Here is a 13,491-nt window from a genome sequence, read left to right as displayed (position 1 = left end):
CTACTCGCGGGTGTCGAGCGTGTCAAATGAAGTTGATATGACCCGACTCAACTTTGGATCCAGTCGGACTTTGGAACCCACTCAGACAGAGTGGGCGAGGGTCTGCAGCAGCACGACCACGAGTCCGAGCGTGACGAGGATCGTGAGCGCCAGCAGCTGCTTCCACAGGTCCAGGCGCGAACGGCGCACCGCGAACCAGCCGATCACAGCGAGCGTGGCGACGTAGACGATCTCGGCCGCGCGGAGTGCCGCAGGCAGTGGCAGGACACCGAACCATGCGAGCGCCAGAAGGATCATCGGCGTGACGAGGGTGCCCAGCGCCCCACCCGCGATGCGCAGCTGCGCCCTCAGCTCGGCGCCTCCCGGGAAGTCGCGGTGGACGGCGAGGTGCGAGATCACGCCCGACACGAACCCTGCCGCGGTGATGCCGACGACGCCGAGCAGGAGCGCCAACACCGCATGGCCGGCGTCGTGCGCGTCGTTCGACGACACGACGAGGACGATCGCGAGTCCGGTGAAGGTCGCGTAGACGCGCTCCTTGAAGTACTCGACGAATTCCGGCGCGTCCTCGCCCAGCCTCTGGCGCGCGCGGGCGGTGCCTCCGTGCGTCGGCGGCGGGGGCGCCTCGTGGTGCTGGCCCACGCGGTGACGCGGACCCTGCGCGTGATGCGGACCTTCACCGCGACGCAGGGCCTGCCCGCGTGGGGGCTCAGTGCCGAGCGGCGCGGAGCCGGGCGGGGCGGAGTCGGGCAGGGCGGAGCCGGGCAGGTCCGCCTCGGGCGGGGTGCCGGGCGGCTCGCTGTCCGGCGGTGCGGCGTCGTTCATCGATCCTCCCGTCGGAGTCCGCGTTGCGGTGAGCCTAACCCTGGAGGGCGCCGGTCGGCGGGCATCGGCGGGCGCGGCATCCCTCCCGCTCGTTCGTGCGATCCGGGAGGATGGCCGCATGCCGCTTCCGTACGACCTGCAGCCGCTGCGCGGCCCGCGCGTCACGCTCGATGCGCTGCGCCCCGACGATTTCGCCGACCTGTATGCCCTTCAGTCCGACCCCGACGTGTGCCGGTACCTGCTGTATGAGCCGCGGTCGCGTGAAGAGGTCGCCCGAGTGCTGGAACGGGATGCCGCGGCCACCCGCCTCGAGAAAGCCGGCGACTACCTTCAGCCGGCGATCCGGGACGAGCACGGGGCGTTCCTCGGCACGATGTACCTCGAGCTGCACAGCGGCGTTCCCGATCGCAGCGCCGAGATCGGCTGGATCATCGCTCCGCACGCGCAGGGACGCGGCTATGGGGCGGAGGCGGCGAGCGTGCTGCTCGACCTGGCGTTCGGCGACCTCGGGTTGCATCGCGTGTATGCGGAGCTCGATCCGCGGAACGAGGCCTCCGTCCGGCTGTGCGCCCGTCTCGGCATGCGCCATGAGGGGCACTTCGTGGAGCACATGTGGCTCAAGGGCGAGTGGACCGACACCGGGCACTACGCGGTCCTCGAGCGCGAGTGGCATGGCGGACGCGATGACGGGAGCACGGCTCGAGCCGGGTGAGCGCCGGTGTCAATGGCTGAGCCGGGTGAACACTGGTCACTGTCTGAGCCGGGTGAGCGCCGGTTCGCGGTCCTCGCGCGGACCGGTGGCGTGTTCGTGACCGGACGGACTTGTCCACACGAGAAGCTCGTCCTCGAATCGTGCCCACCAGCGGGTGTGGTGCTTGAGCCGGTGATGCGTGCGGCAGAGGTGCGCGAGGTTGTCGTGGTCGGTGCAGCCGCCGTCGGCCCAGTCGTCGGTGTGATCGACGTCGCACGAGGACGCCGCACGGTCGCACCCCGGAAATCGGCAGGTGCCATCGCGGTCGGCGAGCCAGGCGCGCAACGCGGCCGGCACCCGGTAGGTCTCGCGGTCGAGGCAGAGCCGGACCCCGGTCACGGGGTGCGTGAGCACGCGACGCCAGGAGTCCGCCCCCGCCGCGAGCGTCTTGGCGACATCGAGCGGGATCGGGCCGTACCCGTCGATCACCGCGGGCTCGTCACCGCGCCCGAGCAGGGTCAGGGCGGGGACCGTGAGCGTCACCCCGACCCGGACCGGGCGCAGCGACGCTGCGTCAGCGCCGTCGACGAGCCCGACTGGGCGCCCGGAGCGCAGCACCGCGTCGACGAGGGCATCGAAGCGGAGCTGCGACATCGTGCGTGGGTCGCCCGCCGCAGTCTCATCCATCGCGGTGCCGGTGAGCAGCGTGTGCGCCAGCTGCACCTGCATGATCGGGCCGTAGGCCATCAGCCACCCCATGCCGTCTCGCGCCGGCTGTACGGTCACTCCTCGTGATCGCGCCGCACGCTCGGACCGCTCGTCGATCGTCTCGGGGTCGAGGTGCTCGCGGACGCGGCGGCAGCGATGGGCGAACCGGTTCGCCGTGACGTCGAGGCGGCCCGAGAGCACGGCCTGCTCGAACGCCCCGCGGTCGAGCGGGCGGAACAGCTGCGCATCTTCGACCAGCGCCCTGGCGTGCGCGTAGGAGATGTCACCGCAGCGCAGCGCCTCGGTCGTGGCGGGGAGGTCGGCGCACAGCACTCGTGCTTCGGCGATGAGGGTCGCGGCAGCCCGCTCGCTGACACGAAGCACGCAGGCCACTTCGGCGCGGGTCGACCGGGCGACCCAGTCCGAGGCATCCGCCGCCCCTCCTTTCGAGCCGGGCGCTCCCTCGACGTCGCCCATCGTCACGATCAACTCTTCGTGCGACTCGTTCGCGCGCCGCAGGGCGTCGAGCAGCATGGTGCGCTCGGCTTCGAGCGCGGCGAGGTTTCGGCGCACGCGGTCGAGCTCACCGACGATGACAGCAGCGTCGTCGCAGTGGAGGGCGTCGGTGCTGCACATACCCTGACTTTAGAACATACCTACGACACTCCCCCGGCGACGGGAGCTCAGGAGCAAGGGCGGAGCGCCACCCGCCCTATCCCAGCAGCGTCTCGGCCGACGAGGCCTTCGGGTCGGGCAGCCGCCGCATCCGGAACGCGTTCAGCACGCCCAGCCCCGCGGCGAGGATGGGGATGAGAAGCGCCACCTGCAGCGCGACGTGCCGCGCCTCGGTGTTGATGCGGATGACCTCGGCCGCGGCATCCGGCGGCTCATCGGCCACCAACTCGGCGAGCCCGGTGTTCGACATCAGCTGCGCGTCCTCTTCGAGCACGCTGGAGACCTGCTGCTTCTGCTCCGTCGACAGCACCGTGCTCGCGTCGGCGAGCGACGTGAACGACACGGCGAGCGTCGCGAGCATGATGGCTCCGGCGAATGCGAGACCGAACGAGAGGCCGAACGATCCCGCCGCCGAGTTGACCCCGGCCGCCTCGCTGACCCGCTCGTCGGAGATCGGCGAGAGCGTGTAGTTGTTGAGCTGCGAGACGAGCAGACCGAGCCCCGAGCCGGTGATGAGCAGCGGAATCGCGAGCCACCACCCCGTGTCGGCGATCGGCACGAGCGGCACGATCGCGATCAGCCCGACGAGGGCGAGGGCGAAGCCGGTCAGGATCAGATTGGCCGGGCGGCCCTTCGCGCCGCGTCCGGCCCAGATCGCGACGGCGAACATGCTCAGCGACAGCGGCGCGATCGACAGGCCGGCCTGCAGGGCGTTGTACTCGAGCACCATCTGCAGGTACAGCGGCAGCACGATCATCGTGCCGCCCAGCGCGATCTGCTGCAGCAGCTGCCCGCTCACGCCGGTGCGGAACGGCTTCGACGCGAACAGCGCGGGATCGAGCAGGACCGGCTTGCCCTTCTTCTTGCGAGAACGGAGCCACCACGCCAGCCCGCCCAGCGCGACCGCGCCGAGGCCGATGATCAGCCCGACATAGCCGCCGCCTTCCTGCCACACCAGGATCCCGAGCACGACGCCGCCCATGCCGATCACCGACAGCGCCGCTCCGACGAGGTCGATCGAGCGATCACCGGTGTACTTCACGTCCTTCACCAGGCCGATCCCCAGCAGCACCACCGCGATGATGACCGCTTCGAGCGCGAAGGCGACGCGATACGACCAGAACGTCGTGATGAACCCGCCGAGTAGGGGACCCACTGCCGCCGCGATCGCCGCCGACGCGCCGACGAGCGCGTAGACGCGCTTCTGATGCTCGCCGGCGAAGTTGCCGTGGATGAGCGATTGCATCGCAGGAAGGAGAAGGGATGCTCCGATCCCGCCGATCACCGCCCAGAAGATGATCACCGCGGTCAGGCTCTGGGCAAACGTCATCGCGACGGCTCCGACCGCATAGCCGAGCAGACCGAGGATGTAGGCGAGCTTGCGTCCGATCAGGTCGCCTGTCTTGCCGCCGATGAGGATGAACGCGGCGGAGACGAGAGCTTCGAGCGCGATCGCGCCCTGCACGCCGCTCGCGGTCGTGCCCAGCTCGTTCACGACGGCCGAGATCGACACGTTCATGATCGACGTGTCGACGACGAGCACGAACATCGCCATCGCGAGGAGCAGCGCAAGGCGACCGTTGAAGGGCGGCGCGGCGCCCGGTGCATCGGACATGACGGAAGCGAACCACGGCGGAACCCGCACGAACAGATCCTGCGGCAGAGATCACCCGGGTGAACATCGCCCAGGGTCGGCGGCCGGTACTCTGGCCTGGCGTCGCGACGAGGCGGCGCGCTCGCGGGCGCCACCCGCCGTTCACCGAAGGACCATACCGTGACGACCATGGGACCCGACCACTCCCCCGACGAGCCCATCTTCCGCCCGCCTGCGCCGCCGGCGGCGGCCAACACCGGTGCGATCCGGCCCTTCGCGGACGTCTTCCAGGAGGCCGGTTCCGAAGCCCCCGTGCCGCGCAAGCGCGTGATCTCCTGGGCGCTGTGGGACTGGGCGACGCAGCCCTTCAACTCGGTGCTGCTCACCTTCGTCTGGGTGCCGAGCTTCCTCGTCTCGCCGTTCTTCCTCGATCCCGCCGTCGCCGCCTCCGGCATCGTGAACGGCGAGGAGATCGACTGCGACACCACCGCGAACGCGCTGACGGAGTTCTGCCGCGCGCTGGGCGGTCTCGATGCGAACCTCGGCTGGGGCATCATGATCGCCGGCGTCCTCATCGCCCTGCTCGCGCCGGTGCTCGGTCAGCGCGCCGACGCCACCGGGCGCCGCAAGCTCATGCTCGGGATCTTCACCGGGCTCCTCATCCTCAGCCAGCTCGCGATGGCCTTCATCCCCGGCACTCCGTCGCTCTTCTGGTTCGGGGTCGCGATGATCGCGTTCGGGAGCATCGTCGGCGAGATCGCGGGCGCCAACTACAACGCCCTGCTCGTGTCGGTGTCGACCCCCAAGACCGTCGGCCGCGTCTCCGGACTGGGCTGGGGGTTCGGCTACATCGGCGGCATCGTCGCGCTCGTGATCGTCGTGGGCCTCATCCTGGGCGGCGTCCTCGACGGAACGCAGGCGATCACCTTCCAGCTCATCGCTGCAGGGGCGACCGTCTGGACGATCTTGTTCTGCATCCCGATCTTCCGGAACGTGCCGGAGCCGCCGCCGTCGCCCGACGCCAAGCGGGTCGGATTCTTCGCCGGCTACGTCGAGCTCGTCCGCTCGGTGGCGCGCCTGTGGCGCGAACACCGCCCGACGCTGTGGTTCCTGCTGGCGTCCGCGGTGTACCGCGACGGTCTCGCCGCCGTGTTCACCTTCGGCACCGTGATCGCCGCCCGCGTCTTCGGGTTCGGCTTCACCGATCTGGTCATCTTCGGCGTCGTGCTGAACCTCGTCGCGGGCATCTCGACGATGCTCGCCGGTCGTCTCGACGACCGCTTCGGACCGAAGACGGTCATCCTGGTCGCGATCGGCGGGATCATCGCGTGCTGCCTCGCCGTGTTCATCGGCGCGGGCGCGGGCAAGGGTCTGTTCTGGGCCGCGGGCATCGTGCTGGCATCGCTCGTCGGTCCCGCGCAGGCCGCATCGCGCTCGTTCCTCGCCCGCGTGACGCCCGTCGGCCAGGAAGGCGAGATCTTCGGCCTCTACGCCACGACCGGCCGGGCCGCGAGCTGGATGGCGCCGCTGCTCTGGGGAGCGTTCATCGCCGTCGCCGGCAACCAGACCCTGTACGGCATCCTCGGGATCGCGCTGATCCTCGCGATCGGCTTCGTGCTTCTGCTGTTCGTCAAGGCCCCGCCGCGCACGCACCCCGTGTAACGGGCGGCTGAGGCGCGGCGCCCCGCGCCGTCACCAGGGCCAGGCGTCTGCGAGCTTCGTGAGCAGTCGCGCGAGGTCGGCTCGCTCCTCGTCGGTGAACCCGGCCAGGGCGGTGTCGATGGCCTCACGGCGCTCGCCGCGGAACCCCCGCACGAGGGCGGCACCGGCATCCGTCAGTGCCACACGGGTCCGCCGCGCGTCTTCGGGGTCGGCTTCACGGCGCACGAGCCCCAGCTGGAACGCCTGCTGCACGAGCCGCGAGGCACGCGGCTGATCGACTCCGACGGCCTCGGCGATCTCACCGACGGAGAGCGGGTGGGATGCCGCGGCCAGCGCCTCGAGCAGGCGCATGCGGGCCGGACCGCCGATACGCGGACCGCCTCCCCACGGCGGACCGCCGTGCCCGTGGTGCGCGCCGCCGCGGCCCCAGGGCCCATCGCCATGGTGATGCGGACCGCGGCCGGAGTGGCCGTGGGCGTCGGGACCCTCCCACGGCGGACGCGGGATGCGGCGGCCGCGCAGCTTCGAGAGGGCTGAGGCGATGTCATCGGCCGGAGTGGGGTTCGGGGGCATGGGATCAATTTACATGCGACTTGACATACAAACCATTCGCATGTCACAGTACATGTACATGTATTTCGACATGCAATCAGGCGGCCTCCGGTGCCGCCTCCGGAAAGGACCTCCCATGAACGACGACGACAACACACAGAACTCCCCCGCCGACGACAGCGCCGGCAACCCCACCGACCGTCGCCCGCTCGGCTACTGGCTGCGCGCCGTCGACGAGCTGCTCACGAGCGAGTTCGCCGCAGCATTCCGGAACGAGGGCGTCACGCGCCGCGATTGGATGCTGCTGAACCTGCTCGCCGGCGAGGTCGATGCTCCCGAGGCCGCAGAGCGCCTCGCTCGCAAGAGCAAGCGACTGCGTCGGCTGGAAGACCTCGGCTGGGCCGAGGAGCAGGGCGACGGAACCTGGGCGCTCACACACGCCGGCCGCGAGGCGCACGCCCGTCTCGGCGAGGTCGTGAGCGGCATCCGCTCCCGCGTCGCGGGTGCCGTCCCCGACGAGGAGTTCGCCACCACCCTCGCCTCCCTCGAGGCGATCGCCCGCGAGCTCGGGTGGGACGAGACCCGTCCGTTCGCCGGACGACGCGGCTTCGGGCGCGGCTTCGGCCCCGGACGCCGGTTCGGCGGACCGCGCGGCTTCGGGTTCGGGCCCGGCCACGGGTTCGGCCCGGGCCACGGCTTCGGCCCGGGCGCGTCGCGGTCCGAGGCGTGGGCCTACGGCCATGACGACGACGGATGCCGTGGTCACGGCGGGCACCGCCACGACCACGCCCGTCACGAGCATGGTCACGCCCCTCACGAGCATGGCCACGGCCACGGCGGCGGCCACGGCCAGCACGGCCAGCACGGCCACCACGGTCACCACCCCCGCCACGGCGACAAGGGCGGCGAGCGCGCGTACGAGCGCGGCTTCGACGCCGGATTCCGCCGCGGTCAGGCGGCCGGCGCCGCCTGAGCCGACGCCCCGGCGTCGAAGCGGCGGGAGATTCGTGCGCTCGCGGCGTTTCCAGAACGTCGCCGGGCGGGTTTCTCCCGCCGCTTCGACGTGTCGGCGCCGCACGACTCGTAACACGCACGCCACACGGCCGGAGCACAATGGAGCCGATGACCACCCCGGCTCTGCTCGCGATCTCACACGGCACGTCCTCCCCCGAGGGCCAGGCCGCGGTGGCGGCGCTCGTCGCGGCCGTCGCGGCGCGACTTCCCGACGTCACCGTGCGGCTCGGCCACGTCGACGTTCAGCAGCCCGATGTCGCGGCATCCCTCGACGCCCTCCCCGGTGACCGGCCGGTCGTCATCGTGCCGCTGCTGCTGTCGGCGGGCTACCACGTGCGGGTCGACCTGAAGAAGCAGACTGCCGGGCGCGCGGGAGTGACGATCGCCCCCGCCCTCGGCCCCGACCCGAGGCTCGCCGATCAGCTCGTCGCGCGGCTCGCGCAGCTCGGCCCCGATCCGGGGAGCGCGGTCGTGCTCGCCGTCGCCGGGTCGAGCGACGACAGGGCGAACGACGACTGCCGTACGGTCGGCGCGTTGCTCGCCGAGCGCCTGGGGCGACCGGTCGAGGTCGGCTTCCTGGCCGCAGCCGAGCCGCGCCTCGGCGCGGCCGTGGCATCGGCGCGCGAGTCGGCGGCCGGACGCGTCCTCGTGGCGAACTACCTCCTGGCACCCGGCTACTTCCACGACCTCGCCGCGCGCGTGTCGGGCAACTCCCCCGTAGCCCGCCCGCTGCTCGACGACGACGGGCCCGCGGCATCCCTCATCGACATCGTCATCGACCGCTACCGCAGCGCAATCCCCGCATAGCGGGCGCTTTTTTCTGGACGCGCTCCGACAACCCCGCTCAGCCGCAACCTCTGTGACGCACCGTTACGCAGGGTGACGCCCCTTGACACGCGCCTAGGTCGGGGGCTCGCGGCACTTCTACTCTCGCCGAATGGGCTCGCCAGAGTCCGCCCCGGCGACGCCCGGGGACTCCTCCGGAGGCCACCGTGACCATCAGCGACACCGACACCCGCGCCGCGGCGCCGCCTCCCGCGCGCACCGGCGGAGCCACCGCGCGTCCGCCACGGCCGTCGTCCAAGCCCAACGGGCAGTGGAAAATCGACGGCACGACGCCCCTGAACGGCAACGAGGAGTGGAAGCAGGTCGACGACGGCCTGGCTGTGCGCGAGCGCATCGAAAGGATCTACTCGAAGGGCGGCTTCGCGAGCATCGACCCGACCGATCTGCACGGCCGCTTCCGCGTGTGGGGGCTGTACACGCAGCGCAAGCCCGGAATCGACGGCGGGCGCACCGCGACCCTCGAACCGCACGAACTCGAGGACGCCTACTTCATGCTCCGCGTCCGCATCGACGGCGGCCAGCTGACCACCGAGCAGCTGCGCGTGATCGCCGGCATCTCGCAGGAGTTCGGGCGCGACACCGCCGACCTCACCGACCGGCAGAACATCCAGCTGCACTGGGTGGAGGTCGAGTCGATGCCCGAGATCTGGCGGCGCCTGGAAGCGGTCGGACTGGGCACGACCGAGGCCTGCGGTGATGTGCCGCGTGTCGTGCTCGGGTCACCCGTCGCAGGCATCGCCGCCGACGAGCTCATCGACCCGACGCCGCACATCGACGAGATCACATCGCGGTTCATCGGCGATCCGTCGCTCGCCAACCTCCCGCGCAAGTTCAAGTCGGCGATCACCGGGCACCCCAGCCAGGACGTCGTGCACGAGATCAACGACGTCGCCTTCGTCGCGGTCGAGCATCCCGAGTTCGGCGTCGGCTACGACCTGTGGGTCGGCGGCGGCCTGTCGACGACCCCGCGTCTCGCCGAGCGGCTGGGTGTCTTCGTGTCGCCGGATCGGGTGGCGGATGCCTGGCACGGCGTCGCCCAGATCTTCCGCGACTACGGCTACCGGCGGCTGCGCAACAAGGCGCGCCTGAAGTTCCTCCTCGCGGAGTGGGGCGCCGAGAAGTTCCGCCGGGTGCTCCAGGAGGAGTACCTCGGCTACGCCCTCCCCGACGGACCGGCCGCGCCGAAGCCGCTCGCACACGGCGACCACGTCGGCGTGCACCGGCAGAAGGACGGCCGCTTCTACGTCGGCGTCACCCCGATCGTCGGCCGGGTCTCGGGCCGGATCCTCGCGCAGCTCGCCGACCTCGTCGAGGCGCACGGCTCGACCCGGCTGCGCACCACTCCGCACCAGAAGCTCGTCATCCTCGACATCCCCGAGGACCGCGTCGACTCGCTCGTCGCAGGCCTCGACGAGCTCGGGCTCTCGGCGCGTCCGAGCCTGATCCGCCGTGGCACGATCGCCTGCACGGGCATCGAGTTCTGCAAGCTGGCGATCGTCGAGACCAAGGCCTACGCGACGGCCGCCGTGCTCGACCTCGAGAAGCGTCTCGAGCAGTTCGAGCTGCCGCATCCGATCTCCCTCCACGTCAACGGCTGCCCCAACTCGTGCGCGCGCATCCAGACCGCCGACATCGGCCTCAAGGGACAGCTCGTCACGATCGACGGCGAGCAGGTGCCCGGCTACCAGGTGCACCTCGGCGGCGGACTCGTGAGCGCCGACCGCGACGAGGCCGGGCTCGGCCGAACCGTGCGGGGCCTGAAGGTGGGCGCCGACGGCATCGCCGACTACGTCGACCGGGTGGTGCGCCGTTTTCTTTCGGAACGGGATGCCGCGGCCGACGAGACCTTCGCCCAGTGGGCGCACCGCGCCGACGAGGAGAGTCTCCAATGACCGTGTCGCTTGCGCCCCGCGTCGCCGTGAAGCGCTCGGCCGAAGAGCTGCGGGCTCTCGCAGAGCGAGGCAACCTCGAGCTGGGAAGTCTCACCGAGCACGAGGCATCCCCCGCCGACGTCGTCGCCTGGGTCGCGCGCAACTTCTCGATGACGTCGGCGGCGGTCGCATGCTCGATGGCGGATGCCGCGCTGCCGCACCTCGTCGCCGAGCACCTGCCCGGCGTCGACGTGCTGTTCCTCGACACCGGCTACCACTTCGCCGAGACGCGCTTCACGCGTGATGAGGTCGGCCGCGTGCTCGACGTGCGGATCGTCGACGTGCTGCCCGAGCAGACCGTTGCGCAGCAGGACGCCGATTTCGGCGCGAAGCTGTTCGAGCGCGACGCGGCGCTCTGCTGCGAGCGCCGCAAGGTGACCCCGCTCCGCGATGCCCTCGCCGGCTACGAGGTCTGGTTCACGGGCGTGCGCCGCGACGAGGCACCGACCCGCACCCAAACCCCTCTCGTCACGTGGGACGAGCGCAACGGCCTGGTGAAGGTGAACCCCGTCGCCGCCTGGACCTTCGACGACCTGCTCGACTACGCCGGCGCCCACCGGGTGCCCGTCAACCTCCTGGTCTCGAACGGCTACCCGTCCATCGGGTGCGAGCCGTGCACCCAGCCGGTCGCCCCCGGCGAAGACCCCCGTTCCGGCCGCTGGGCCGGGCTCTCCAAGACCGAATGCGGGCTCCACGTATGACCGAGACCATCGCCGCTCCCACCACGCCGTCGGCGCTGGGCACGCTCGACCTGCTCGAGGCCGAGGCGATCCATGTCATCCGGGAGGTCGTGGCCGAGTTCGAGCGGCCTGTGCTGCTGTTCTCCGGCGGCAAGGACTCCGTCGTCGTGCTGCACCTCGCCACCAAGGCGTTCGCCCCCGGTCGCGTGCCGTTCCCGGTGCTGCACGTCGACACCGGCCACAACTTCCCCGAGGTCATCGCGTTCCGCGACGAGACCGTCGAGCGTCTCGGCCTACGCCTCGATGTCGCCCGCGTGCAGGACTACATCGACGACGGCCGCCTGCAGGAGCGCGCCGACGGGACCCGCAACCCGCTGCAGACCCTTCCGCTGCTCGACGCGATCGCCGCAGGCCGGCACGACGCGGTCTTCGGCGGCGCACGCCGCGACGAAGACAAGGCCCGCGCGAAGGAGCGCATCATCTCGCTGCGCGACGAGTTCGGCCAGTGGGACCCGCGCAACCAGCGGCCCGAGCTGTGGAGCTTGTACAACGGCCGCCACACTCCGGGCCAGCATGTGCGCGCCTTCCCGATCTCGAACTGGACCGAGCTCGACGTCTGGCGCTACATCGAGCGCGAGGGCATCCCCCTTCCTCCGCTCTACTTCGCGCACGAGCGCGAGGTCTATGCCCGCGACGGCATGTGGCGCCCCGTCGGCGAGTTCTCACCCCCGCGCGAGGGTGAGACCGTCGAGCGCCGCACGGTGCGCTACCGCACGGTGGGCGACATGAGCTGCACCGGGGCAGTGGAGTCGGATGCCGCATCCCTCGCCGACATCGTGGCCGAAGTGGCCATCTCGACCCTCACCGAGCGCGGCGCCACGCGCGCCGACGACCGCCTCAGCGAGGCGGCCATGGAGGACCGCAAGAAGGACGGGTACTTCTGATGCTGGATCTCGATACGCCTTCGGCTCCCCGTTCGGCGGGGGTTCCCACGCTCTTCCGGTTCGCGACCGCAGGATCGGTCGACGACGGCAAGTCGACGCTCGTCGGACGGCTGCTGCACGACTCGAAGGCGATCCTCGCCGACCAGCTCGAGCAGGTCGCCCGCACGTCGGCCGAGCGCGGCTTCGCCCACGGCGCCTTCGATTTCGCGCTGCTGACCGACGGCCTGCGGGCCGAGCGCGAGCAGGGCATCACGATCGACGTCGCCTACCGCTACTTCTCGACGGGCTCCCGGTCGTTCATCCTCGCCGACTGTCCCGGCCACGTGCAGTACACGCGCAACATGGTCACCGGCGCGACGACGGCCGACGCCGTCGTCGTGCTCGTCGACGGGCGCAAGGGCGTGCTCGAGCAGACCCGCCGGCATCTCGCCGTCGTCGCACTGCTGCGCGTTCCGCACGTGATCGTCGCGGTCAACAAGATCGACCTGATCGGATTCTCGGCGGATGCCTTCGCCGACGTCGCGGCGCAGGCCCGAGCGGTAGCGACCGAGCTCGACATCGACGACCTCCACGTGCTCCCCGTCTCGGCGCTGGATGGCGACAACGTCGTGGATCGCTCCGATCGCACCCCCTGGTACGACGGGCCTTCGCTGCTCGATCTGCTCGAGACCCTGCCCGCGACGGGATCGCTCGGCGACGACCCGCACGCCGCTCCCGAACCGCTGCGTCTCCCGGTGCAGCTCGTGCTGAGGCCGCAGGGCGGGCTCTCGCCCGAGCTCGCCGCCGACCCCGTCGAAGCCGAGCTGCTGCGCGACTACCGCGCTGTCGCCGGGCGCATCTCGTCTGGCGCTGTGCGCATCGGCGACCGGGTGCAGCTGTTCCCGTCCGGCATCGCGACGACGGTCACCGGCATCCGCTCCTCCGGTCGCCCGGTCGACGAGGCTGTCGCCCCGCAGTCGGTGTCGCTCGAGTTCGCCGACGACCTCGACACGGCGCGCGGCGCGCTGGTGGTCGCCGAGGGCACGCTCCCGGTCGGTCGGCGCGAGGCCGACGTCGAGCTGTTCAACCTCGACGCCCGGCCGATCACCCCCGGTCAGCGGGTGGTGGTCAAGCACGGCACGACGACGGTGCAGGCGATCGTCGCGCAGATCGAGTCGCGCTACGACCTCGACGCCCTGATCCACGCACCCGCGCAGATCCTGCACACCAACGACATCGGCCGCGCGCGCCTGCGCCTGGCCGCCGACCTTCCGCTCGAGCCGTACGCCTCGAGCCGGCACGGGGGCTCGTTCCTCGTGATCCATCCGTCCGACGGCGCCACCCTGGCCGCCGGCATCGTGCGCGACTGACGCGCACCCGTCCTGCTCCA

Annotated in this window: 12 protein-coding genes; 8 read left to right on the top strand and 4 right to left on the bottom strand. The window is 71.0% G+C overall.

The genetic code is table 11. From position 1 onward, the window contains the following. Positions 1–81: 81 nt before the first annotated feature. On the bottom strand, positions 82–825 hold the full coding sequence (locus ACFC1W_RS06330) for a hypothetical protein (protein ID WP_375989959.1): 744 nt from the start codon (positions 823–825) through the stop codon (positions 82–84). Between the two features lie 118 nt (positions 826–943). Between ACFC1W_RS06330 and ACFC1W_RS06325 the strand changes: the two genes are divergently transcribed. Next, entirely contained in the window at positions 944–1,537 is a 594-nt protein-coding gene (locus tag ACFC1W_RS06325; protein ID WP_375989957.1) for a GNAT family N-acetyltransferase, read from the top strand. A 36-nt stretch (positions 1,538–1,573) separates the two neighbouring features. Here the strand turns inward: ACFC1W_RS06325 and ACFC1W_RS06320 are convergent, their stop codons facing one another. Then, positions 1,574–2,860 (bottom strand): DUF222 domain-containing protein, encoded by a 1,287-nt coding sequence (locus ACFC1W_RS06320; protein ID WP_375989955.1) that lies wholly within the window; start codon positions 2,858–2,860, stop codon positions 1,574–1,576. Between the two features lie 76 nt (positions 2,861–2,936). Next, positions 2,937–4,514 (bottom strand): MFS transporter, encoded by a 1,578-nt coding sequence (locus ACFC1W_RS06315; protein WP_375989952.1) that lies wholly within the window; start codon positions 4,512–4,514, stop codon positions 2,937–2,939. A gap of 168 nt (positions 4,515–4,682) precedes the next feature. On the opposite strand from ACFC1W_RS06315, the gene ACFC1W_RS06310 reads away from it, so the two are divergent. Continuing rightward, complete coding sequence (locus ACFC1W_RS06310) at positions 4,683–6,155, top strand: MFS transporter (RefSeq protein WP_375991431.1); 1,473 nt, start codon at positions 4,683–4,685, stop codon at positions 6,153–6,155. A gap of 30 nt (positions 6,156–6,185) precedes the next feature. Here the strand turns inward: ACFC1W_RS06310 and ACFC1W_RS06305 are convergent, their stop codons facing one another. Continuing rightward, positions 6,186–6,728 carry a MarR family winged helix-turn-helix transcriptional regulator gene (locus tag ACFC1W_RS06305; RefSeq protein WP_375989950.1) on the bottom strand — a complete coding sequence of 181 codons (543 nt, stop codon included), beginning with the start codon at positions 6,726–6,728 and terminating at the stop codon, positions 6,186–6,188. Between the two features lie 115 nt (positions 6,729–6,843). Here ACFC1W_RS06305 and ACFC1W_RS06300 point away from each other — a divergent pair, with 115 nt between their 5' ends. The 6 genes from ACFC1W_RS06300 (at position 6,844) to ACFC1W_RS06275 (ending at position 13,471) form a co-directional block, all read left to right on the top strand. Further along, the gene (locus tag ACFC1W_RS06300) at positions 6,844–7,680 is read left to right on the top strand and encodes a MarR family winged helix-turn-helix transcriptional regulator (protein ID WP_375989948.1); all 837 of its coding nucleotides are present in this window, start codon (positions 6,844–6,846) and stop codon (positions 7,678–7,680) included. 149 nt (positions 7,681–7,829) lie between these two features. Continuing rightward, on the top strand, positions 7,830–8,528 hold the full coding sequence (locus ACFC1W_RS06295; protein ID WP_375989946.1) for a sirohydrochlorin chelatase: 699 nt from the start codon (positions 7,830–7,832) through the stop codon (positions 8,526–8,528). Positions 8,529–8,713: 185 nt separating this feature from the next. Further along, on the top strand, positions 8,714–10,459 hold the full coding sequence (locus ACFC1W_RS06290) for a nitrite/sulfite reductase (RefSeq protein ID WP_375989943.1): 1,746 nt from the start codon (positions 8,714–8,716) through the stop codon (positions 10,457–10,459). Further along, positions 10,456–11,199, top strand: a complete 744-nt coding sequence (locus ACFC1W_RS06285) for a phosphoadenylyl-sulfate reductase (protein WP_375989941.1) — start codon at positions 10,456–10,458, stop codon at positions 11,197–11,199. The genes ACFC1W_RS06290 and ACFC1W_RS06285 overlap by 4 nt, the downstream gene beginning before the upstream one ends. After that, positions 11,196–12,122: a sulfate adenylyltransferase subunit CysD gene (gene cysD / locus ACFC1W_RS06280; RefSeq protein WP_375989939.1), complete on the top strand. Its 927-nt coding sequence runs from the start codon at positions 11,196–11,198 to the stop codon at positions 12,120–12,122. Before ACFC1W_RS06285 ends, cysD begins: the two co-directional genes overlap by 4 nt. Then, on the top strand, positions 12,122–13,471 hold the full coding sequence (locus ACFC1W_RS06275; RefSeq protein WP_375989936.1) for a sulfate adenylyltransferase subunit 1: 1,350 nt from the start codon (positions 12,122–12,124) through the stop codon (positions 13,469–13,471). The genes cysD and ACFC1W_RS06275 overlap by 1 nt, the downstream gene beginning before the upstream one ends. Positions 13,472–13,491: the final 20 nt, after the last annotated feature.

Origin of the sequence: Microbacterium sp. NPDC056003, assembly GCF_042274785.1 — a bacterium.
Taxonomy (GTDB): Bacteria; Actinomycetota; Actinomycetes; order Actinomycetales; family Microbacteriaceae; genus Microbacterium.
The sequence above is the reverse complement of the archived record's forward strand: the minus strand, read 5'-3'. Positions and strand labels throughout refer to the sequence as shown.

Excerpts from the sequence above, each read along its gene's own strand:
- ACFC1W_RS06275 (WP_375989936.1), top strand. The coding sequence starts at position 12,122 with ATGCTGGATCTCGATACGCCTTCGGCTCCCCGTTCGGCGGGGGTTCCC.
- ACFC1W_RS06310 (WP_375991431.1), top strand. The coding sequence starts at position 4,683 with ATGGGACCCGACCACTCCCCCGACGAGCCCATCTTCCGCCCGCCTGCG.
- ACFC1W_RS06295 (WP_375989946.1), top strand. The coding sequence starts at position 7,830 with ATGACCACCCCGGCTCTGCTCGCGATCTCACACGGCACGTCCTCCCCC.
- ACFC1W_RS06330 (WP_375989959.1), bottom strand. The coding sequence starts at position 825 with ATGAACGACGCCGCACCGCCGGACAGCGAGCCGCCCGGCACCCCGCCC.
- ACFC1W_RS06325 (WP_375989957.1), top strand. The coding sequence starts at position 944 with ATGCCGCTTCCGTACGACCTGCAGCCGCTGCGCGGCCCGCGCGTCACG.
- ACFC1W_RS06320 (WP_375989955.1), bottom strand. The coding sequence starts at position 2,860 with ATGTGCAGCACCGACGCCCTCCACTGCGACGACGCTGCTGTCATCGTC.
- ACFC1W_RS06305 (WP_375989950.1), bottom strand. The coding sequence starts at position 6,728 with ATGCCCCCGAACCCCACTCCGGCCGATGACATCGCCTCAGCCCTCTCG.
- ACFC1W_RS06285 (WP_375989941.1), top strand. The coding sequence starts at position 10,456 with ATGACCGTGTCGCTTGCGCCCCGCGTCGCCGTGAAGCGCTCGGCCGAA.
- cysD (WP_375989939.1), top strand. The coding sequence starts at position 11,196 with ATGACCGAGACCATCGCCGCTCCCACCACGCCGTCGGCGCTGGGCACG.
- ACFC1W_RS06300 (WP_375989948.1), top strand. The coding sequence starts at position 6,844 with ATGAACGACGACGACAACACACAGAACTCCCCCGCCGACGACAGCGCC.
- ACFC1W_RS06315 (WP_375989952.1), bottom strand. The coding sequence starts at position 4,514 with ATGTCCGATGCACCGGGCGCCGCGCCGCCCTTCAACGGTCGCCTTGCG.